This is a genomic window from Novosphingobium oxfordense (assembly GCF_044029435.1).
Classification (GTDB): domain Bacteria; phylum Pseudomonadota; class Alphaproteobacteria; order Sphingomonadales; family Sphingomonadaceae; genus Novosphingobium.
Map to the genome: position 1 here is coordinate 1,996,033 of NZ_CP147008.1, position 21,515 is coordinate 2,017,547.

The following is a 21,515-nucleotide window of genomic DNA, read 5'->3' on the forward strand; positions in this document are numbered from 1 at the left end:
CGCCGGCCGTTCAGTCCATCAGTTTCTGCGTCAGGTACGTCATCCAGAGCGCGGTGGTCTTGGCGGACTGGCGGATGTCCGCGCCCGAACCGTGGCCGCCCTCGGTATTTTCGTAGAAGTAGAAGGGCAGGCCCAGCTCTTCCATGCGCGCGGCGAACTTGCGCGCATGCTGCGGCCCCACGCGGTCGTCGCGCGTGGTGGTGAAGATGTAGGGTTCGGGATAGTTCCCGTCCTTGCGCAGCGCGTGATAGGGCGATGTCTTCAGCCAGAACGCACGCGCTTCGGCATCGGTCGTAACGTCGCCATATTCGCCCTGCCAGCTTGCCCCGGCGGCGATCTTGTCGATGCGGATCATGTCTAGCAGCGGCACTTCGATCACCACCGCGTGATAGAGTTCGGGGAACTGCGTCATTTCCACGCCCATCAGCAGCCCTCCGTTAGAGCCGCCGATGATCCCCAACCGCCGGGGGGAGGTGATCTTGCGCGTGATCATGTCGCGCGCCACGCTGGCGAAATCGTCGTAGGCGACCTGCCGCTTGGTCTTGAGCGCGGCCTCATGCCATTTCGGCCCGAATTCGCCGCCGCCACGGATATTGGCGAGCGCGAAGGCGCCGCCGCGTTCCAGCCAGAGCTTGCCGTAAACGCTGGCATAGAACGGCGTCGAACTCGATTGAAAGCCGCCATAGGCGTTGAGGAGGACCGGCGTCGAACCGTCCAGCGGGATGTCCTTGCGGTGGACGATGAAGTAGGGGATCGCCGTGCCGTCGGTAGACTTGGCCTCACGCTGTTCGACGATGAGGCCCGTCGCATCGAAGCGGGCGGGCAGGCTCTTGACCGGCTTGGCGCTGCGCCCGGCGGCATCGACCAGGAACAGCGTGCTGGGCGTGGTGAAACCCTCGGCAGAAGCAAACGTAAGGTCGCTGCGCGAGTCGGGTGAGCCGAGGTTGAGGGCCATTCCATCGGGCAGCGGCAGCGTCTCGGTGGTCCACCCGCCATTGCCGGACGGCGCCAGTGCCAGCAGCCGGCCGTTCACATTGTCCAGCACGGAAAGGAGCAGGCGATCACGCGTGGTGGAGACCGTCTCCAGCGCCTCACGCGGGCCGGGTTGCCAGGCGAGGCGCGGCTTGATCGCATCGGGATGGGCCAGCACTTCGTCCAGCGGTGCGGTGGCCACGGATCCGGCGGGAAGATCGCCCCAGGCTTCGTCCAGGCTGAAAACGACCTGTCCGGCGACCAGTGCCGCCACCGATACCTTTTGCGGCATGGCCAGTTCGTGCACCTTGCCGTCGGTGCCGATGATCAGGCTCTGCTGGTGGAAGAAGTCGATCGCGCGCGAAATGATCTTCAGCGTGCGTCCCTGCCCGTCGTGCAGCACGCCGGGGAAGGTGCCGACGTCGCTTTTCTCTCCCCGGAATATCTCCACGGCTTCGGAAAGCGGGCGGCCGCGGGTCACCCGCTTGATCACATAGGGATAGAGCGAGGCGGTCATGTCGCCCGGCGTCCATTCGGTGGCGACCAGCAGGTGATTGGCATCTTCCCAGGCGATGCCCTGTTTGGCCCGTGGGATGTGGAACCCGCCTTGCACGAAGCTTTTCGAGGCGAGATCGAATTCGCGGACTTCCACCGCATCCTCACCGCCATCGGAAAGCGAAACGAGGCAGAGCCGCTGTTCGGGTTCAAGGCAGTCCGCGCCCTTGTAGACCCAGCTCCTGCCTTCCGCCTTGCCCAGCGCGTCGAAATCGAGAACCGTTTCCCAATGCGGCTGCGCGGTGCGGTAATCGTCGAGCGTGGTCCGCCGCCAGATGCCGCGCAGGTGCTGCTCGTCTTCCCAGAAGTTGAAGATCTGCCCGTTCAGGAAACGAGGCGCGGGAATACGGTCAGTCGCACCGAAGATCGCCAGCGCCTTGTCATAGAAGGCGGCGTAGCGCGGGTCGGCTTCCAGCCGCTTTTCGGTCGTGGCATTGTGAGATTTCACCCAGTCCATCGCGCGGGCCCCGTCAAGGTCCTCCAGCCAGATCCACGGATCGGGCGGGTCGCGAGGGTCGGCGGGCGCGGGGGAAGCTGTGGATGGCATGGGCGTGAAACTCAGCAAGGCAATGATGGCAAGCGCGCAGCGCGACGAGAACTTCAAGATAGGCCCCCCGAAAATCCGAGAGGGGAGACTAGCGCATGACGGATACCAGGCAAGCCATTGGCAACGAATGCCGGCTGCCGGCCGCGTGGAAAAGTGCGCATGGTCCGGAATGCAGCCATTCGCACCGCCTGCTGCCTGCCGCCTGCGGCCGAAGCGATACCGCGTGGGCGTTGGACATCCGTCTCCATCCCGAAGACGATCTGCTTTACGAATGGCGCCGGGCGGATTGAGCGCGCCGAACGCTAGGGGAGAAACACGAATGCCATCGCTTGGACGGATCGGCGTGTGGTCGATGGAACTGCGGTTCGGGGACGCGAAGCAGGCCGGCGCGGCCGCTGCGGAGCTTGACGAGCTTGGTTATGGCACGCTCTGGATCCCCGGCGGCGTGGGCGGCGACATCACGGGCGATATCGATCGGCTGCTGGACGCGACGCAGAAAGTCACCATCGCGACGGGCATTCTCAACATCTGGATGCATGACCCGGCGGAGATCGCATCGTGGTGGAAGAAGCTTCCCGATGCCCGGCAAGAGCGGGTATTCCTGGGCCTTGGCGTCAGCCACGCCCATCTGGTGGGGCAGGCTTACGAACGGCCGCTCTCGGCGATGACATCCTGGCTGGATCGCCTCGATGCAGAGGGTTTGCCGGCTGGGGCGCGCTGCCTTGCTGCGCTCGGCCCCAAGATGCAGGTACTCGCGCGCGATCGGTCTGCAGGCATCCATCCCTACCTCATCTCGCCGGACCATACCAAGGCGGCGCGCGAAGTGCTTGGGCAGGGTAGCGTGCTGGCCCCCGAACAGGGCATCGTGCTGGATAGCGATCCGGCCAGCGCCCGCGAAAAGGCGCGCGGCGCGCTTTCGCACTACCTTCAGTATCCGAACTATCGGAACAGCTGGCTCCGGCTCGGTTTCAGCGTGGAAGAGATCGATGCGATGAGCGATCGCCTGGTGGACAGCCTGTTCGCCTGGGGTGACGAGGCCGCGATTGCGGCGCGGCTCGATCAGCATTGGGCGGCGGGGGCCGATCACGTCTGCGTGCAGGCGACCACCGGGAAGGGGCTGGAAATCGACGCTCCGCTGGCGGTGTGGCGCGCCATGGCTGGCGTCCTCACGGCCTAGCACGGTCGGTTGGTGAGGAGGATGTGCGTCAAAGCGAAGCGCATTCCCCCGCCAGCCATCGGCGAAACAGCGTCAGCGCCTTCGTAGGCTTCTTCGATTCGGGGAATGCCAGCCAATAGCTGCGCTCTTCGCCGAGTGCGCGGTCGATCGGGATCACCAGTTCTCCCGCCTCCAGTTCAGGCGCGATCAGGAATGTCGGGATCAGCGCGGCGCCGCCGCCTGCCTTCACCGCCTGGGCTAGCATCAGGAAGTGGCTGACGCTGGGCAGGCTCTGCGGCGGCGGCGCGGATATTCCGAACAGTGCGAACCATCGCGACCACGCGTCGCGCCGGTGCGACTGCACAAGCAAGGGCACCCGCAACAGATCTTCCGGCGCGGCGATCGCCTGCGTGGCCATGACGTCCGGCGAGACGACGGGCACGACATCTTCATGGAACAGCAGGTCGTGCCCGGCGCCCGGCCAATCCGGCTCGCCCACGTGGATCGCCGCGTGGAACGGCTCCTGCGCGAAGTCGAACACATCGACGCGCGCGGCTATGTTGACCACCAGATCGGGATGCAACTGAGTGAGGCGCGGCAGGCGGGGCGCCAGCCAGCGCATGCCGAAGCCGGGAAGGACCGCCAGATCCAGCACGTGCTCCGGCTGCGGGTCCATCAGCCGGCCGCTGGCCCGGCGGATCGCGCCCAGCGCGGGCGCAATGTCCTCAAGAAACTGTCGCCCCGTATCGTTGAGCGTGACCCGCCGGCCATGGCGATCGAACAGCGCGGCGCCCAGCCATTGTTCCAGGTTGGAGACATGGCGGCTGACCGCGCTTTGCGTCAGCCGAAGCGCCTCTGCGGCACGCGAAAACGAACCGAGACGCGCCGCAGCTTCGAAACAGTGCAGCATCGACATGGGCGGCAGGCGGCGGCGATCGTCGTAGTTCATTCCTAAAACTCACAAGCTCATGCTTATTCGGCGGCTTCCGACCAGTGCTGATATCAGAAATCATGCGCAATCCGCATGAGGAGTTTTTCGTGACCAACCATGTCCTGCCTGTCTACGCCCCCGCGCCGATGAACCTTGTCGAAGGGCGGGGTGTCTGGCTTTACGATGAAGCGGGGCGTGACTGGCTCGACTGCATCGGCGGTATCGCCACGAATGCGCTGGGGCATTGCCATCCCGGGTTGGTGGCGGCGCTGCGGGAGCAGGCCGACAAGCTCTGGCACGTTTCCAATGCCCTTGCGATACCGGGGCAGGCTTTGCTGGCGGAGCGGCTGACCGCGGCCTCCTTCGCCGATCTGGCCTTCTTCACCAATAGCGGCGCCGAGTCGGTGGAGTGCGCGATCAAGATGGCGCGCCATTATCATGCCCATCGGGGCGAGCCTCAGCGCATCGACATCATCGGCTTTGCCGGAAGCTTTCACGGAAGAACTTATGCCGGATTGAACGCGGGCGGAAATCCCGCGCATCTGGACGGGTTTGGCCCGCGTCTTCCCGGCTACATCCACCTTGCGCTGGACGACCACGCCGCGCTGGAACGCGCCGTGGCCGCTTCCACCACTGCGGCCGTGATCGTGGAGCCGGTGCAGGGCGAAGGGGGAGCGCGCGCCCTTTCGGACGCGGACCTGCTGCGCTTGCGTGAGGTGACGCGCCGGCATGGCGTGCTGCTGATCCATGACGAAGTACAGAGCGGCATGGGCCGCACCGGCCGCCTGTTCGCGCACCAGTGGGCGGAAGGGGCAGAGCCGGATATCATGGCGCTGGCAAAGGCGCTGGGCGGCGGTTTCCCGGTGGGCGCCTGCCTTGCCTCGCACGCGGCGGCGGTAGGCATGACCGTGGGGACGCACGGCAGCACCTTCGGCGGCAATCCGCTGGCCATGGCCGTGGCGCTGGCGGCTTTCGACGAGATCGCGAAGCCAGGCCTGATGGAAAACGTCGGCGCCATGTCGCTGCGGCTTCGCGCCGGGCTGGAGGCCATTCGCACGCGTTATCCGCAAGTGGTGGAGGAAGTGCGGGGCAAGGGTCTGCTGGTCGGCGTCCGCATGGCGACACCCAACAAGGCGTTCATCGAAACCGCGCGTGAGCATCGCCTGCTGCTGGCCGGCGGCGGCGACAATTGCGTGCGCATGTTGCCGGCGCTGGTGATCTCTGCAGAGGAAGTGGACGAGGCGCTCACCCGTTTCGAGGCGGCGTGCCAGACGGTTGCTGCCGCGCTTTCGGTCCGTTCCGCCGTTTCCGCGTGACCGCTGCAGCATGCGCGAAATCAATTTCGACGGGCTGGTAGGGCCCAGCCACAACTATTCGGGCCTTTCGCTTGGCAACATAGCCTCGGCCACCAATGCCGGCGCGGTTTCCGCGCCGCGCAAGGCCGCATTGCAGGGCATCGGCAAGATGCGCCGGATGCTGGACCTGGGGCTGTTGCAGGGCCTGCTACTGCCGCATGCGCGGCCGGATGCCGACTGGCTGCGGAAGCTGGGCTTTTCCGGAGACGATGCGGCCGTGTTCCGCGCGGCCTGCCGGCAGGAGCCGGCGCTTTTGCGCAATGCCTTTTCCGCTTCCGCCATGTGGACGGCCAATGCTGCGACGGTTTCGCCGGCCCCCGATACGGCGGATGGGCGCTGCCATTTCAGCGTCGCCAACCTTTCGACCATGCTTCACCGCAGCATCGAACACGAACAGACGCTGCGCCAGCTTCGCCTGGCTTTCGCCGACGAGCGCTTCTTCGCGGTCCATCCGGCACTCCCCGCCGGGCTGGGCGACGAGGGGGCGGCGAACTTCATGCGTCTGGTCGGCAGCCATGGCGAGCGCGGTTTGGAGGTGTTCGTTTATGGCGAGTTTCAGGGTGAGAAAGGCGCGCAGCCATTCCCGGCGCGGCAGCACCGTGCCGCCAGCGCCGCGGTTGCGCGGCGGCACGGGTTGACCGAAGCGGACCTTGCCATCGTCAGGCAAAGCGATGCCGCTATCGCGTCAGGCGCATTCCACAACGATGTCGTGGCGGTAGCGAACGAGAACGTTCTCTTCACTCACGAGCAGGCTTTCGCCGATCGCGAAGCAGTGCATCGCATCATCCGGGAACGCGTGCCCGGCGCCATCATCATCGAAGCGCCCGCAGCCCGGATCGGGCTGGATCAGGCCATCCGCACCTACTTGTTCAATTCGCAGCTGGTCACCCTGCCGGACGGCGACATGGCGCTGATCCTGCCGGGCGAAACGCGTGAGGCGCCCGATGTATGGTCGTGGCTGGAGGAAGTCCGGCAGGCGGACAATCCCATTCGCCGTCTTGAAGTGGTGGATGTGCGCGAATCCATGCGCAATGGCGGCGGTCCCGCCTGCCTGCGACTGCGCGCGGCCGTGAGCGAGGAGGCGCGTGCCGCGATCGACCCGCGCTTTATGCTGGACGAACAGACCTGCGACCGGATCGAGGCGGTGATCGAGCGGGAATGGCCGGAACGGATCTCCCCCGCCGATCTTGGCGAGCCCGATCTCTGGCACCGTTGCCACGTTGCGCGGGGCGCGCTGCTTTCGGCGCTGGGATTTGCGCCGGGTGAACTGTGAGCGCCGGTGAAGCCGTGACGCGCCCGGCCGATACCCCGTTTGTGCGGCCGGTGCGGGAGGGCGACCTCGATGCCCTGCTGGCTCTGGCAGCGCTGACCGGCGGCGGCATGACGAACTTTCCGGCCGATCGCGAAACGCTGGCCGAAAAGATCGCATGGAGCGAGGCATCGCTGGGCGCGGCTGTCTCAGCGCCCGGCAACGAGTTCTATCTCCTGGTCCTGCAAGGCGCGGACGGCCAGATCCTGGGCACGGCCAGCCTGTTCTCCCGCCTTGGCGCCCGGTGGCCGTTCTATAGCTATAAGTTGAGCCGCGTGACGCACGTTTCGCGGGACCTTGACCGCACCTTTTCCACCGAGGTCCTGCACCTCGTGAACGATTTCGATGGAGCATCGGAAGTCGGCGGCCTGTTCCTGCATCCCGATGCGCGAAGCGGAGGGCTGGGGGCGCTGCTTGCCCGCAGTCGTTACCTTTTCATCGCGCAGCATCGCGCGCGTTTCGGCGATATGGTGATCGCCGATCTGCGGGGGTGGGTGGAGAACGGGAGCAGCCCCTTCTGGGAGGCGATTGCCGGGCCGTTCTTCGGCAGCGGTTTCCTGGAGGCGGACCTTCACAATGCCGTGCACGGGAACCAGTTCATTGCCGACCTGATGCCGCGCTATCCGATCTATACCAGCATGTTGCCCGCCGCCGCGCGGGCGGTGATCGGCCGCCCCCATGCCGGTTCGGTGCCCGCGCTTCGGCTGCTGGAGGTGGAGGGCTTCACGCATGAGGGCTATTGCGACATCTTCGATGGCGGGCCGACGGTACAGGCGCGCACCGATCGCATTGCCACCGTGCGCGATTGCCGCGCCGTGGACGGACCGGAACCGACGCTCGTTATCGATGGCACCTCGCCGCTGGTGGCGCAGGGGCGGGAACGCGATTTCAGGGCGTGGCAGCGGCCAGCCTGACGCCGCGCCGCACCACCATCCGCTCCGCAGGCGGAGCAGCCACGGCGGCGGCGGCATTGGGGGCCGGCAGCGCCACGAAATCGGCTTGGGCGCCAACTTCCAGCCCGCGCCCTTCGCGCCCCAGCGCAAGCGCGGCCTCGGTCGTCGCCAGCGCCAATGCCAGGTTCAGTTCGCGGTCGCTGTAGAAGCCGGAGCGATAGCCGATCAGCATCGCGCGCTGAAGCATGTCGCCATTGCCATACGGCCACCAGGCATCGCGAATGTTGTCATTGCCGGCAAAGATCCGCACGCCCTGTTCGCGCAGGCGCAGGATGGGCGGAAATGCCCGGTCGCCCGGGGCATTGGTCATGATCGCCACGCCCGCTCCGGCCAGTGCGCGGGCGACGGTATCCAGCACCGGGGGCTCCACGTCGCCCAGTGCATAGGCATGACTTACCGCGACACGCCCGCCCAGACCCAGCGCCTGCGTTCGGGCGGCGATGCGGTGCAATTGCGCGATGCCGGGAAGGCCGGCTTCGTGCAGGTGGATGTCGATCTTGGCGCCGCGCCGATCGGCAATGCCGAAAACGACATCAAGATGGCCATCGGAATCGCCGTCCATGCCGTGGGGATCGATGCCGCCGATCACCTCAGCGCCTTCGCGGATTGCCGCGTCCAGAACGTCGGCTGTGCCGGGGCAGGTGAGGATGCCGGCCTGCGGGAAGGCCACGAGTTCGATATCCATTCGGTCCCGCCATTTCTCCCGCGCTTCCAGCACCGCGTGCAAATGCGAAAGCCCGGTGGTGGCGTCGACATCAACATGGCTGCGCATCGCCATCGTGCCCCAGCGCGCGGCCTGCGCGATCAGCGCCTCTGCCCGGACGGCGGCAGGACGTACCCCGGCAAGCAGCGTCTTCTCTACCGCCAGCCTTTCGCGCAAGTCCGCAGCGGGCCGGTGGGGCTGCCAGGGTTCGCCGAGAAAGCTCTTGTCGAGGTGGATATGCCCGTCGACGAAGCCTGGCAGGACCAGCTGACCGCCAAGATCCACGGTCTCGACGCCTTCACCGGCGGCGATGGATTGGCCGATGGCGACGAACCTTCCCGCGGAAACCGCCAGATCGGCCGGGCTACCGTCCGGGAGCAGGGCATTGGTGAACAGCCGTTCCATCATTGCGCTGCGGCCTTCTGCTCCGCACTGTTCCACGCGGCCACCTTGTCTTTCGTCTGCGCCAGCATACCGTCGAGCGCGGCGCGGTCGTAAGGTTTGCCGCGCATCACCACGGCGTGGATCGCGCGGGTGGCGGAAATGTCCTTCAGCGGATTGCGATCCAGCAGGACAAGGTCGGCCGCCTTGCCAGGCGCGATCGCGCCGAAGCGGTCCAGGCGGCCGAACCAGGCGGGCCCGGCACGGGTGGCAGCGGCAAGCGCCTGGGCCGGTGTCAGGCCCTTCGCGACGAACAGGCTCAATTCATCATGCAGGCCGATGCCGGGATAGTTGAAGGAATTGAGGAAGCCCGCGTCGGTGCCGGCGATGACGGTGACGCCCGCCTTCTCCAGCATCGGCAGCACGGCGGCCATCCGGTCGAAGTGTTCGTGCCGGGCCGCGATGGCGGCGGCATCGGCCTTGGCGGCGCGCTCTATCCGCCAGTCGTAGGTCTTGCGCAGCTTGGGGCCGATATAGGCAAGGTAGGGATCATGCGCGTGATCGTCCGCGTCGAGCCATGCCAGAACCCGGCTGCCGTTGAGCGTGGGCGTAACGAACACGCCTTTCGCCGCGAAGGTGCGGTAGGAATTCATTGCCGTCGCCGCGTCGAACCCGGTGTCCAGCCGGCGATTGGCCTCGGCCCGGTCGATGCGGCCGGCGGCGAAGTCGGCCGCGATCGCCGCTTCGTCCTTCACGCCCGCCTTGTAGGCATAGTCGAGATGCTCGATCGAACTGATCCCGGCGTCGACCGCCTGCTGCACCGTCAACGCCATCGGAATGTGGCCGGACGTACGCAGCCGGCGCGCCTTCGCCTGCGACACGGCATAAAGGAACAGCTGCGGATCCAGCGTGCTGTCGGTGATTTTCACGAAGTCCACCTTGTCCCGGTCCTGCAGACGGGCAAGGGCGGCATCCACATCGGCCTTGCTGCCGACTTCTATCGTGCCCTTCCACACCGGCTTGATGCCTTCGATCTTGGCGCCGGAGGTTAGCAGGCGGGGGCCGAACAGGGTGCCGCCGGCGATTTCGCCCCGCCATTCCAGCACCTGTTCGGGAAGATCGCCCGAACAGTCACGAATGGTGGTGATGCCGTGCGCGACGTAAAGCGGCAGAAGCGCCTTGTTTTCCTCGATCAGATCGGGGCCGCCACCGAAGTGGACATGCATGTCCCAAAGGCCGGGGATCAGGAACCGCCCCTTGCCCTCGACCACGCTCTGGGCTTCCCAGTCGCGCGTGATCTCGCCGTCCTTGCCGACAGCCACGATGTCCTCTCCGCGCAGGACCACGGCCTGATCCCGCACCGTGCGGGCATGTTCCACGTCCACTACGGAGACATGGCGGATCATCACGTCTCCCCGGCTGGCGGAAAGGGCGGGCGTGGCCATAGTCGTGGCCAGGAGGGCGGCGATTGCCGGGGCGAGAAACTTCATCGTGATGGCTCCTTCGCCCCGCATTTAAGCCGTTTGACCAGGCATGCACAAATTAGATGTTGGCATGATCATCATTCACATTGATGATACGGTATGTTCGATTCCCGCCTCCTGCGCAGTTTCGTCGCCATTGCCGACACCGGCCATTTCACTCGCGCGGCGGAACGGCTGGGCATGACGCAATCGACGATCAGTCAGCAGCTTGGCCGGTTGGAAGAACAGGCAGGGCATGCCTTGATCGATCGCGCTGCCCGTCCCGTGCGCCCAACCCCGATGGGGGAGCGTTTGCTGGGCCATGCGCGGCGCATCCTGCAATTGGATGCCGAAGCGCAGAGCCTGTTGCGCGATCCGGCCGGCACCGCGGCGATCTCCATCGGCCTGCCGGAAGACCTGGCAACGCCCGCCATGGCACAGGGCCTGGCCGGCTTCGCAGCCCGAAACAGCCGGATCAGGCTGGATGTCGTCACCGGGCTCAGCCGCGACCTTGCCTCGCGCTATCGCCAGGGGGAGTTCGACCTTGTCGTCGTCAAGGAGGAGCATGCCGCACCCGATTGCAGGGCCAGTTTTCCCGAACCGCTGGGATGGTTCGCCGCGCCCGATTACCCGGTGAAGGATCGCGATCCCCTGCCGCTGGTTACCTTCCCGATCGGCGGCCTCTATCGCGAAACGATGTTCCGCGAGCTGGAGGCGGTGGGACGGCGCTGGTACGTTGCCTTTTCCGGAAGCAGCCTGCAGAGCGTGCTGGCAGCGGTTTGGGCGGGAATGGGCCTGTCCCTGCTGCCGATATCGGTCACGCGCGGGCAAGGTCTGCGGCGTCTGGACGGGCTGGGGGAGGCGGCGCCGATGCTGGTGTCGCTCTACGCGCGGGAGGATCAGGAGCCGGTTGCCGATCTGGTGCGCATGACCGCCGAAGTGCTGGAAAAGCGCCAAGGGGCAGCAAAGCGCGGGGCAATGGGCTAGACGTGCGGGTTCGATATTCGATGCAAGGCGGAGAGATTGGCATGGGCAGGCGCTTGTTCGGTTCGGCAATGATGGGCGTGATGCTGAGCCTTGCCGGGCCTGTGGGAGCGGCGCCTGCAAATACCGCGCCCACGCCTGCAACGGCTGCGGATGCCGCATTTGCCGGGCACTATTATCTGACCGGGGTCATGGAAACCGGATCGGAACTGCTGCTCCGGCCGGATGGCACGTTCGAATGGTACTTGTCCTACGGAGCGCTGGATCAGTTCGCCGACGGAACCTGGCGCCGCGAAGGCCGCGACATCGTGCTTTCGGCGGCGCACCCGGCCCGCGATCATCCGCTTTTCGCCTATGTCGGAACCGAGCCGTGGTCGGCCGAGGCGGAAGGAGCACGGGTGAGGCTACGGTCAGAGGAAGCGGCCGACGCGGTGCGCGATCGCTGCCCGTTCCTGACGGGTGATTGGGTTTCGAGCCCGACGATCGACACCGGCCCACCGGCGAATGAGCAGGACGCGCGGGAGGCTGCGTCGCGGGCACTGGCAGAGGCTGTGGCCGCACGCTCCGCCGTGGAGGTGCTGGCCCGCAAAACGATGGCGTCCAGTGCCGAGCGGCGCGAGATGACCGATGAGATCAGATCCACCATGGCGGCATGGCAGGATGCGCGGGACAAGGCGCGAATTGCCGCCGTCACGGCAGGGCAGCAGCCTCCCGAACTGGCGGATCCGCAATTGCCGGAGGCGTGCAAGTTGCCGGCGGAAGCGGCGGTGGACGCGGACGCGCCGCAGACGTGGGGTGGTGGGATCGCCGTCAGGGTCGTCGATACGGTATCGGGCCAGTCTCCCCGCGACGTTGAAGTCACGCTTCGTTTTGCCGATGGCCGGGAAGCCATCGTGAAGACGAGCGGGAATGACGGGCCCGATGTACTGGAGGACGACGTTTCCGGCGCGGTCGTCGGGGCCACGCTTCAGGCATACTACGCGCCGGGGCGCGACGCGGCCTTTTCCTTTGCGCCGGTTTCGCGCGGCGTCCTGCGTTTCTCGATCGATGCCAACCAACTGACGGCGGCCCCTTTCGAAACCATGCACCTGCACATCGATGGCGAGGCGCTGGTCCCGGACGAATTCGGCAAGGGCCGATACGAGCGCGCCGCGCGATAGCGCCGGACAACGCGGCCGGCCGGCTTGCTTCCGCTTGGGGGACCGTCCTAGACGGACGGGCATGCGGCATGTCGCCGGCAGACGGGGGAGCATTTCCATGATCTCGAAGCGGGGATTTCTGGCGGGGGCGGCCGCCATGGCCGGCGTGGCGATGACATCGCGCCTTTATGCGAGCGCCGGGGCGACGCCCGCTGCCGGAACTGGCGCACTGCCCACGTTCCCTGAAGTCCAGCCGATCACGCGCGAGGAATATGGCGCGCGCATCGCCAAGCTGCAGCGGATGATGCAGCAGGACGGCGTGGGCGCGCTGATCGTCGAATCCGGCTCCAGCCTGCGCTATTTCACCGGCGTCGAATGGCATCGGTCGGAACGCGTGACGGCCGCCGTCATTCCCGCCGATGGCGAGACGGTGATCGTCACCCCCGCGTTCGAGGAACCGAGCGTGCGCGAAACCTTGCGCATCCCGGCGGACGTGCGCCCCTGGAACGAGGATGAGGATCCGGAGGCCCGCATGGCGGGCGCGCTGGTCGACCGCAAGGTCAATGGCCGAAAGCTGGCGATCGAGCCGACTTCGCGCTTCTTCATCGTCGATGCACTCCGCCGCGAACAGGGCGGGTGGGACATCGTCAACGGGGAAAGCCTGGTCAATCGCTGCCGCCAAATCAAATCCGCCACCGAGCTGGCGCTGATGCAGCGCGCCAACGACATCACCATGGCCGCGCTGCGCCACGTCCATGGGCAGGTGCGTGCGGGCATGACGCAGGGCGATATCGCCGACCTCATGGACGCGACCTCGGCCAAGATGGGCGGCCCGCCCGAATTTTCGCTGGTGCTGCTCAATGAAGCCAGCGCCTATCCCCACGGTTCGCATCAGCCGCAGGCGGTTCGCGAAGGGTCGGTGATCCTGATGGACTGCGGCGCGCAGGTTCATGGATACCAGTCGGATATCTCGCGCAGCTGGGTCTATGGCGAACCTTCCGCGCGCCAGCGCAAGGTATGGGAAACGGTTCGGCGCGGGCAGGATATCGCGCTGGAGACCGCCCGGATCGGTACCCCCGTGGGCGCGATCGACGATGCCGTGCGTGCCTTCTACGTGCGCGAGGGCTGGGGGCCGGGCTATCGCCTGCCCGGGCTTTCGCATCGCACCGGGCACGGCATCGGGCTGGACGGCCATGAATCGCCCTATCTGGTCCACGGCGATGCCACGCCGCTGGCGGAAGGCATGTGCTTCTCCGACGAGCCGGGGCTGTATATTCCGGGCGAGTTCGGCATCCGGCTGGAGGATTGCTGGTACATGACGGCATCGGGGCCGAAGCTGTTCACGCCGCTGGCGAAATCGATCGACCAGCCCGTCTGAGGTAAGTCATCTGAGATCGGGCACGGCAAGGAAAATGGAGAGGACCGAGTGACACAAGACATCGAATTGAGCGAGAACGGCGGCGTTCTGGAGATCCGGATCGTGCGTCCGGGCAAGAAGAACGCCCTGACCGCTTCGATGTACCGGGCGATGACCGGCGGGCTGGCCGATGCATCTGCGCGCGCGGAGGTCGGCGCCGTGCTGTTCACGGGTGAGGGCGATGCCTTCTGCGCGGGGAACGACCTTGCCGATTTCATGTCGGGGCCGGAGGGCGGCGCGGCCGCTTTCGAATTCATCCGTGCGATCGCGGTTTTCGACAAGCCGATCGTTGCGGCGGTGCAAGGACTGGCCGTCGGGGTGGGCACGACGATGCTGTTCCATTGCGACCTTGTCTATGCCGCGCCCGATGCGCGCTTCGTGATGCCTTTCGTCAATCTGGGCATCGTGCCGGAGGCGGGATCGAGCCTGCTGGCGCCGGCGACATTGGGCTATGCCAAGGCGGCGGCGATGCTGCTGCTGGGTGAGCCGATGACGGCGGAAACGGCGGACCGCACCGGCCTCCTCACCGAAATCGTGCCGGCCGACCGCCTGATCGATCATGCGCGGACCAAGGCGGCCATGCTGATGGCCAAGCCGCCCCAGGCCCTGCTGGCCACGCGGCGGCTGATGAAGGGCGATCAGGCCGCCCTGCTGGACCGGATCGACGAGGAAGCCCGCATTTTCCGCCAGGCGATGCAATCCGCCGAAGCGCAGGAAGCCTTCACGGCCTTCTTCGAAAAGCGGCCGCCGGTGTTCCGGCGCGAACCGCAGTGAAGATTCCCGCCGGGTCCTGACGCTTCGCGCTAGAACCGCCCCGCCGCTGCTGCGTTTGAACCGTCAGAACGGATCGAAGGCGCACAGGAGCGCATGGGATGGAAGCTGCGGACGTATTCACCAAGCTGGATGTGCAACTTCAGCCGGACCCATCGCGAACGGTGATCCGGCCATTCCGCTTCGGCTATCCGGAAGCGTTCGCAGCGGGCCGTCCGCTACGGTCGCAAATGCTGCTGAAGCGGCTGGCCGGGCTTCACGAAGGCGTGCGGGAGCGGATGCACGCCTTCGTCGAGGGGCCGATGCAGGCGCGCCACCGCAATGCACTGACAACGTTTCTGCGGCAAGTGGACGACCTCGCGCCGGAGCTTGGCGACATCAGCGGCCTTTCCGAACACGATCGGCTGTCGCTGGGCGCCTATTTCAGCCAGGAATTCGCGTTCGAATCCGCCGCGCTGTTCAACCCCAGCATCGTTCCGCTTCCCGGCGAAGAGAGGGAGGCGGGAAGCAGCGTCCGGTTCCTGCTTTCGCTGCGCGGCATTGGCGAGGGGCACGTCTCCTCTGTCACCTTCCGCACCGGCACCTGGGACACCGGCACGGGCCTGACGATCGATCCGCCCAGCCCGCATTGCATGTCGCCCCAGATTCAAAGCGACGACGCAGGCTGGGTGCGCCTGCAGTGCGAAGATAGCGAAAACGTCTCGGAAACCGTCATCTTCCCGGTGCTTCCCGATCAGCGGCAGGGCGTGGAGGACTTGCGCATGGTTCTCTTCACCGAGGAAGACGGGCGCGAAGTCCTGCTGGGAACCTATACTGCCTTCGACGGTCGCACCGCCAGGGAGGGGCTGTTGCGCGGGATCGACTTGCGGACCTTCGAAATGCGCACGCTGGAGGGGGCCATGGCCGGCTACAAGGGCATGGCGCTGTTTCCCCGCCGGATCGGCGGGAAGTTCGTCATGCTCGGCCGGCAGGACAGCGAAAACATCTGGCTGCTGCATTCGGACGATATCAATGTCTGGCAGACCGGCATTCCGATCATGTCTCCGCGCTATCCGTGGGAATTCGTGCAGATCGGCAATTGCGGGTCACCGATCGAGATCGATGAGGGTTGGCTGGTCTTCACGCATGGCGTGGGCATGGTGCGGGGCTATTGCATCGGCGCATGCCTCCTCGATCGCGACGATCCATCGAAAGTGCTGCGGCGCACCCGCGCGCCGCTGATCTTTCCGAGTGCCGAACAGCATGGCGGCTATGTTCCCAACGTTACCTACAGTTGCGGAGCGCTGGTCCATCGGCGGCGCGTGCTGCTGCCCTATGGCATTGCCGATCAGTTCACCGGCTTTGCCGTTGCCGATCTGGACGACGTGCTGTCCGCGATGGTGCCCGGATAAGCCGCAAGCGCGTCAGCCGTTGACGATCAGGCCTCGGCCTGCGCCAGAAGCGCTCGGATTTCCTCCGCCACCGCGGCCGCTGTCGGAGAACGGGTGCGGCTGCGCCGCGTAATCAGACAGACATCGCTGTGCGCGGGGGCAAACCCGCTGACGTCCAACTGGACGATGCGCCCATCGCGCAAGTCGTCGGCCAGGAACGCCGGGGAGGACATCCAGACGCAATCGCTGCGCAGCACGGTTTCGCGAAGGACATGGAAATTGTCGCAGATGAAGCAACCGGCACGGTCGCGTAGGCCATCGTCCTGCAATTCGACGACGCTGGCGGTGGGATAGTCTTCCAGATCGGCGCTGGATACCGGTCCTTCGCGCGCAAGGGGATGGCCGCTGCGGACCATGAAGGCCACGCCGATCCGGCCCAGCCGCTCGATTTCGGTGCTCGGTATGCGGCCAAGGTTCCAGTTGTTGCCAAGGATCATCTCGATCCGGTCGTTCAGCAATTCGGTGACGAGCTGGTCCGGCGCGCGGACCAGCGTGCGGATGCGGATGCCCGGCCATGTGCGCAGGAGAGAGCCCGCCACTTGCGGCAGGAACAGTCCGGCCATCAAGGGGCCAAGGCCGATGGAAACCTGCCCGGGCTCGCCTTGCGGATAGCGCTTTAGGCTGCGCTCCAGGTCCCCGGCCGCATGGAGCAACCGTTGTGCCTGTTCGATCACGTGCAGCCCCGCTGCCGTCGGATAGACGCCGCCGCGGCCGCGATCGAACAGGGTGACGCCGTGGCGCTGCTCGAACGCGGCGATGCTGCGGCTGAGCGCAGGCTGGGTGATGCCCACTTCCTCCGCCGCGCGCGAGAAGCTCTGGTTGCGGGCGACGGCAACGATGTGGCGCAGGCGGGGCAGGTCCATCGGTATTCCCAAGATGCATGCAATGATGTCCAGATATGCATTGGACAGCATGAATGCGCGAGCCCTAACTCCCCGCAGGACGAAGGGGAGGAAAGAGGATGTGCAAGTTCGGTTGGCTGGCGGGGGCGGCGGCGCTGGCAATGTCGGGAACGGTGCAGGCGCAAGACACGGTGGCGGTTGGGCAGACTGCGCGAACCGTTCTGCCCATTCCGGCCGCGCCGTTCAACGGAACGACGGCAGAGAACGTGCTGGACGCCAAAGGCATGGCCCAAGGTATGGTTCAGGCGCCTTCAGGTGCACCCAATGTCCTCCTGATGATGAGCGACGATGTCGGCTTCGCGATGTCCGGCACGTTCGGTGGTCCGGTGCCCACGCCCAACTTCGACCGGTTGGCGGCCCAAGGTCAGCGCTACAACCGCTTCAACACCACCGGCATCTGCTCGCCCAGCCGCGCCGCTCTGTTGGCCGGGCGCAACCACCACGCCGCCGGCGTCGGCTGGCTGAGCGACGTGCCCTCGCCATTTCCGGGTTATGGCGGAAAGATCCTGCCGGAAACCGCCACGATCGCGCAGGTCCTGCGGCTGAACGGCTACAGCACCGCCATGTTCGGCAAGCATCATAATCTGCCGTCGAACGAACGCAGCGAGGCGGGGCCGTTCGACGGCTGGCCGACGGGGCTAGGCTTCGATTACTTCTTCGGCTTCGTCAGCGGCGATAGCGAGCAGTATTCGCCGGTGCTCTATCGCGGCACCCAGCGTGTCGAGCGGGATGATGGTGAAGGTCGCCTGCTCGACAGCCGGCTGGCGGACGACGCGATCCGCTGGGTCCACAACCAGAAGGCGGCCGCACCGGACAAGCCCTTCCTCGTCTATATGGCGCCCGGTTCCACCCATGCGCCGCATCAGGCTCCGCCCGAATATATCGCGCGTTTCAAGGGCAAGTTCGATGCCGGCTGGGATTTCCAGCGCGAACAGACCTGGCGCCGGCAACTGGCGATGGGGATCATCCCCAAGGCCACGCAACTGACCCCGCGCCCCGCCGAAATTCCGGCCTGGGACAGTTTGACGCCCGGCCAGAAAGCATTCGCCGCCCGCACCATGGAAGTCGCCGCGGCGCAGCTTGCCTATCAGGATGAGCAGATCGGCCGCGTGATCGACGAATTGCAGCGCATGGGCGAACTCGATCGCACGCTCGTCGCCGTGGTGATCGGCGACAATGGCGCCAGTGCCGAGGCCGGACCGAAAGGCACGATCAATGAACTGCGGTCGATGGGCACGCATGACGAGAGCGAGGCCTGGATGCAGGCCAACATCGACAAGCTGGGCAGCGCGACAACCTATGAGAGCTATCCGGCCGGCTGGGCCTGGGCGATGAACACGCCGCTGCGCTGGACCAAGCAATATGCCTCGTTCCTGGGCGGCATTCGCAACGGCATGATCCTGTCCTGGAAGGGGCACGTCGCTCATCCCGGCGCGGTCTGCGGCCAGTTCTCGCACCTTGTCGACATCGCGCCGACTGTGCTGGACGCCGTGCATCTGCCCGCACCGGATAGCGTCTATGGCGTAAGGCAGAAACCGATGGACGGGGAGAGCCTGCTGACCAGCCTTTCCGCTTGCGATGCGGCAAAGCCGCGCACGCAATATTTCGAGATTGGCGGGAAGGTGGGCCTCTATCACGATGGCTGGTTCCTGTCCGGCGACGATGGCCGCTTGGCGTGGCAGAACCTCCCTCCCGCCGGCACGCGGCCGCCGATGCAGTGGTCGCTCTACAATCTCGACAGGGATTTTTCCCAGTCGACCGACCTTGCCGCCAAGGAACCGGCGCGGCTTCAGGCCATGCTCGATCTGTGGAAGCAGGAGGCAGCGCGCAACAACGTCTTCCCGCTGGACCACCGCTTCGGCATGGCGCGCGGCGCTGCGATGATGCGCGGCAGCGGCCGCAAGCATTTCGACTTCTGGGGCAAGGACGTCAGCCTGCCCGCCAATACGGAGCCGGTGCCGATCGCCCGCAGTTTCACGCTCAACGCCGACCTGCGGCTGGACAGCGGCACCGCTTCGGGCGCGGTGATGGCCTTCGGCAGCCGGTTCGGCGGCTGGAGTCTCTATCTCGACAAGGGCCGGCCGGTGTTCGTTGCCGCGCGCTCCACCGATCCGGACGAGATTACCCGCGTTGTTGCGGATCAGGCGCTTTCTCAGGGCCCGGTCAAGCTGACCATGCGGTTCGCCGTGGCAATGTCGGGCGGTCCGGCCACCGTCATTCTCAGCGCTAACGGTGCGCAGTTGGCGAGCGGCCGCTTGCCCACCTCCATGCTGATGGCGGCGGGCAATGGCGAGACGCTGGATGTCGGCCGCGATCTGGGCGTGACGGTGACGGACTACGCAACGCCTCACGGCAGGATCGAGGGTGACGTTCCGCATCTGACCATCGATTTCGACTGAGTCTGCGCGGGAAAATCCGTTGCGACAATCGCTTCGGCGATCGTTTTTCTGGCCTGATCGTGCCGCTCGTGCCATCAGGGCTGCGATGCCCGGGGATAGGAGTGCTCAGCTCAGTGTCTCCGGGCCGGGATCGAAACGAAGCGAAGATGGCAGGAATGGACAGCAACAAGACGGCAGGCGTGGCGCCGGTCGCGGAACTCACCGTACGCGGTATAATTCTGGGGGGCGTCATCACGCTCTTCTTCACGGCGGCGAACGTCTATCTAGGCCTTAAGGTCGGCCTCACGTTCGCCACGTCCATTCCGGCGGCGGTGATTTCCATGGCGATCCTGCGGGCGCTGGGCAATTCGACGATCCTGGAAAACAACATCGTCCAGACCGTGGCGAGCGCTGCCGGCACATTGGCGGCGATCATCTTCGTGCTGCCGGGCCTGATCATGATCGGCTGGTGGCAGGGCTTCCCCTACTGGACGACGGCGGCGATTACCGGGACCGGCGGCATTCTGGGCGTGCTGTTCTCGGTGCCGCTGCGCCGTGCGCTGGTGGTCGATACGCCGCTGCCTTATCCCGAAGGCCATGCAGCGGCCGAAGTGCTGCGCGTGGGCTTTGCCAGCGATCAGGGCGCCGAAGAGAGCGCGAAGGGCCTTTCGGTTCTGCTCTGGAACGCAATCGCCTCGGCCGGTTTCGCGGTGCTGACGCAGACGCGGTTGATGGTGGCTGAGGCGTCCGCGTGGTTCCGCGCCGGTTCAGGCGCGACCGGCATTTCGGGCGGCCTTTCGTTCGCGCTGCTGGGCGTCGGCCACCTTGTCGGCCTGTCGGTGGGCCTGGCCATGCTTCTCGGCCTCGTCATCGGATGGTGGGTGCTGCTGCCGATGTTGACCGCGAACAACCCGATGCCAGGCAGCAGCGTTGAAAACTGGGCGACCAGCGTTTTCAGCGCGGACGTGCGCTTTTTCGGCGCGGGCGTGATCGCCGTGGCCGCGATCTGGACCCTGCTGCGTATTGCGGGTCCCGTGCTGGGCGGCATCCGCTCCGCCCTTGCCGCCAGTCGCGCGCGTGGAGCGGGCCAGACGCTGGCGCTGGAAGAACGCGATCTGCCGATCGGCATCGTGTTCATCGGCGCTCTGGCCATGCTGGTTCCGATCGGCATCCTGCTGTCCAGCGTGCTGTCGCAGGGCGTTCTGGCCGGATCGCAAGTGCTGCTGGTTTCGGGCGCGCTGCTGTTCGTGCTTGTCATGGGCCTGCTGATCGCGGCGGTCTGCGGATACATGGCCGGCCTGATCGGCGCATCCAACTCGCCGGTTTCGGGCATCGGCATCCTGTCGGTGGTGGCGGCTTCGGTCTTGCTGGTGGGCTTGTTCGGGCGCGACCAGTCCGCAGACACCACGGCCGCGCTTGTCGCTTATGCGCTGATCGTGACCGGCGTGGTCTTCGGCGTCGCGACAATCTCGAACGATAACCTGCAGGACCTGAAGACCGGCCAGCTTGTCGGCGCTACCCCCTGGAAGCAGCAGGTGGCGCTGGTAATCGGCGTGATCTTCGGATCGCTGGTCATCCCCCCGGTGCTGGACCTGCTGAACACCGCGTTCGGTTTCGCCGGTGCGCCCGGCGCGGGCCCAGAGGCGCTGCCTGCGCCGCAGGCAGCGCTGATCTCGGCACTCGCCAAGGGTGTGCTGGGTGGTGATCTCAACTGGACGATGATCGTCTGGGGCGCGGTTGCCGGCGTCGTCTTCGTGGTGCTGGACGAAGTACTGGGCCTGATGGGCCGCCTGCGCCTGCCGCCACTTGCAGTCGGTATCGGCATCTATCTGCCCATGAGCGTGATCCTGCCCACCGTGACCGGCGCCGTGATCGGCTGGTTCTACGATCGCTGGGCAGACCGGCAGGGCGATCCGGAATTCACCAAGCGCATGGGCGTGCTGACGGCGACTGGCCTGATCGTGGGCGAAAGCCTGTGGGGCGTGGCCTTCGCCGGCATCGTCGCCGCATCGGGCAGCGATAGCCCGCTCGCGCTGGTGGGCGACCTTGGCAATGTGTCGCTGGTTCTGGGAACCGCGGTGTTCGTGCTTCTGGTCGCGGTGCTCTATCGCCGGACCTGCAAGCTGGCGGTGAAATCCTGAGCCTGTAGGGCCCGGCGATCACCGCCGG

At 66.1% G+C, this 21,515-nt stretch carries 17 protein-coding genes; 12 read left to right on the top strand and 5 right to left on the bottom strand.

What is annotated here, in order from left to right:
* Positions 1-10: 10 nt before the first annotated feature.
* Positions 11-2,074, bottom strand: a complete 2,064-nt coding sequence (locus WBP07_RS31315) for a prolyl oligopeptidase family protein (RefSeq protein WP_395397148.1) — start codon at positions 2,072-2,074, stop codon at positions 11-13.
* A gap of 95 nt (positions 2,075-2,169) precedes the next feature.
* On the opposite strand from WBP07_RS31315, the gene WBP07_RS31320 reads away from it, so the two are divergent.
* Both WBP07_RS31320 and WBP07_RS31325 read left to right on the top strand, forming a co-directional pair.
* The gene (locus tag WBP07_RS31320; RefSeq protein ID WP_395397149.1) at positions 2,170-2,364 is read left to right on the top strand and encodes a hypothetical protein; all 195 of its coding nucleotides are present in this window, start codon (positions 2,170-2,172) and stop codon (positions 2,362-2,364) included.
* 29 nt (positions 2,365-2,393) lie between these two features.
* The gene (locus tag WBP07_RS31325; RefSeq protein WP_395397150.1) at positions 2,394-3,251 is read left to right on the top strand and encodes a TIGR03620 family F420-dependent LLM class oxidoreductase; all 858 of its coding nucleotides are present in this window, start codon (positions 2,394-2,396) and stop codon (positions 3,249-3,251) included.
* Positions 3,252-3,279: 28 nt separating this feature from the next.
* On the opposite strand, the gene WBP07_RS31330 is transcribed toward WBP07_RS31325, so the two are convergent.
* Complete coding sequence (locus WBP07_RS31330; RefSeq protein ID WP_395397151.1) at positions 3,280-4,179, bottom strand: LysR substrate-binding domain-containing protein; 900 nt, start codon at positions 4,177-4,179, stop codon at positions 3,280-3,282.
* Between the two features lie 62 nt (positions 4,180-4,241).
* Between WBP07_RS31330 and WBP07_RS31335 the strand changes: the two genes are divergently transcribed.
* The 3 genes from WBP07_RS31335 to WBP07_RS31345 are packed head-to-tail and all read left to right on the top strand — an operon-like array spanning position 4,242 to position 7,739.
* A complete protein-coding gene (locus WBP07_RS31335) occupies positions 4,242-5,477 on the top strand; it encodes an aspartate aminotransferase family protein (RefSeq protein ID WP_395397152.1) in 1,236 nt (411 codons plus the stop codon).
* Between the two features lie 10 nt (positions 5,478-5,487).
* Entirely contained in the window at positions 5,488-6,789 is a 1,302-nt protein-coding gene (locus tag WBP07_RS31340) for an N-succinylarginine dihydrolase (RefSeq protein ID WP_395397153.1), read from the top strand.
* Positions 6,786-7,739 carry an arginine N-succinyltransferase gene (locus tag WBP07_RS31345; RefSeq protein WP_395397154.1) on the top strand — a complete coding sequence of 318 codons (954 nt, stop codon included), beginning with the start codon at positions 6,786-6,788 and terminating at the stop codon, positions 7,737-7,739. The genes WBP07_RS31340 and WBP07_RS31345 overlap by 4 nt, the downstream gene beginning before the upstream one ends.
* Here WBP07_RS31345 and WBP07_RS31350 read toward each other — a convergent pair.
* Complete coding sequence (locus WBP07_RS31350) at positions 7,714-8,889, bottom strand: amidohydrolase family protein (protein WP_395397155.1); 1,176 nt, start codon at positions 8,887-8,889, stop codon at positions 7,714-7,716. The two genes, WBP07_RS31345 and WBP07_RS31350, sit on opposite strands and share 26 nt — an antisense overlap.
* Positions 8,886-10,352 (bottom strand): amidohydrolase family protein, encoded by a 1,467-nt coding sequence (locus WBP07_RS31355; protein ID WP_395397156.1) that lies wholly within the window; start codon positions 10,350-10,352, stop codon positions 8,886-8,888. Before WBP07_RS31355 ends, WBP07_RS31350 begins: the two co-directional genes overlap by 4 nt.
* A gap of 93 nt (positions 10,353-10,445) precedes the next feature.
* On the opposite strand from WBP07_RS31355, the gene WBP07_RS31360 reads away from it, so the two are divergent.
* The 5 genes from WBP07_RS31360 (at position 10,446) to WBP07_RS31380 (ending at position 16,027) form a co-directional block, all read left to right on the top strand.
* Positions 10,446-11,312 (top strand): LysR family transcriptional regulator, encoded by an 867-nt coding sequence (locus WBP07_RS31360; protein ID WP_395397157.1) that lies wholly within the window; start codon positions 10,446-10,448, stop codon positions 11,310-11,312.
* 41 nt (positions 11,313-11,353) lie between these two features.
* On the top strand, positions 11,354-12,469 hold the full coding sequence (locus WBP07_RS31365; protein WP_395397158.1) for a hypothetical protein: 1,116 nt from the start codon (positions 11,354-11,356) through the stop codon (positions 12,467-12,469).
* Positions 12,470-12,566: 97 nt separating this feature from the next.
* Positions 12,567-13,826 (top strand): M24 family metallopeptidase, encoded by a 1,260-nt coding sequence (locus WBP07_RS31370; protein WP_395397159.1) that lies wholly within the window; start codon positions 12,567-12,569, stop codon positions 13,824-13,826.
* A gap of 48 nt (positions 13,827-13,874) precedes the next feature.
* Positions 13,875-14,639: an enoyl-CoA hydratase gene (locus WBP07_RS31375; protein ID WP_395397160.1), complete on the top strand. Its 765-nt coding sequence runs from the start codon at positions 13,875-13,877 to the stop codon at positions 14,637-14,639.
* 98 nt (positions 14,640-14,737) lie between these two features.
* Positions 14,738-16,027 (top strand): glycoside hydrolase family 130 protein, encoded by a 1,290-nt coding sequence (locus WBP07_RS31380; RefSeq protein ID WP_395397161.1) that lies wholly within the window; start codon positions 14,738-14,740, stop codon positions 16,025-16,027.
* 26 nt (positions 16,028-16,053) lie between these two features.
* Here the strand turns inward: WBP07_RS31380 and WBP07_RS31385 are convergent, their stop codons facing one another.
* The gene (locus tag WBP07_RS31385; RefSeq protein ID WP_395397162.1) at positions 16,054-16,929 is read right to left on the bottom strand and encodes a LysR family transcriptional regulator; all 876 of its coding nucleotides are present in this window, start codon (positions 16,927-16,929) and stop codon (positions 16,054-16,056) included.
* Positions 16,930-17,027: 98 nt separating this feature from the next.
* Between WBP07_RS31385 and WBP07_RS31390 the strand changes: the two genes are divergently transcribed.
* Both WBP07_RS31390 and WBP07_RS31395 read left to right on the top strand, forming a co-directional pair.
* The gene (locus WBP07_RS31390; protein ID WP_395397163.1) at positions 17,028-19,367 is read left to right on the top strand and encodes an arylsulfatase; all 2,340 of its coding nucleotides are present in this window, start codon (positions 17,028-17,030) and stop codon (positions 19,365-19,367) included.
* Between the two features lie 146 nt (positions 19,368-19,513).
* Positions 19,514-21,487 carry an OPT family oligopeptide transporter gene (locus WBP07_RS31395; RefSeq protein ID WP_395397164.1) on the top strand — a complete coding sequence of 658 codons (1,974 nt, stop codon included), beginning with the start codon at positions 19,514-19,516 and terminating at the stop codon, positions 21,485-21,487.
* Positions 21,488-21,515: the final 28 nt, after the last annotated feature.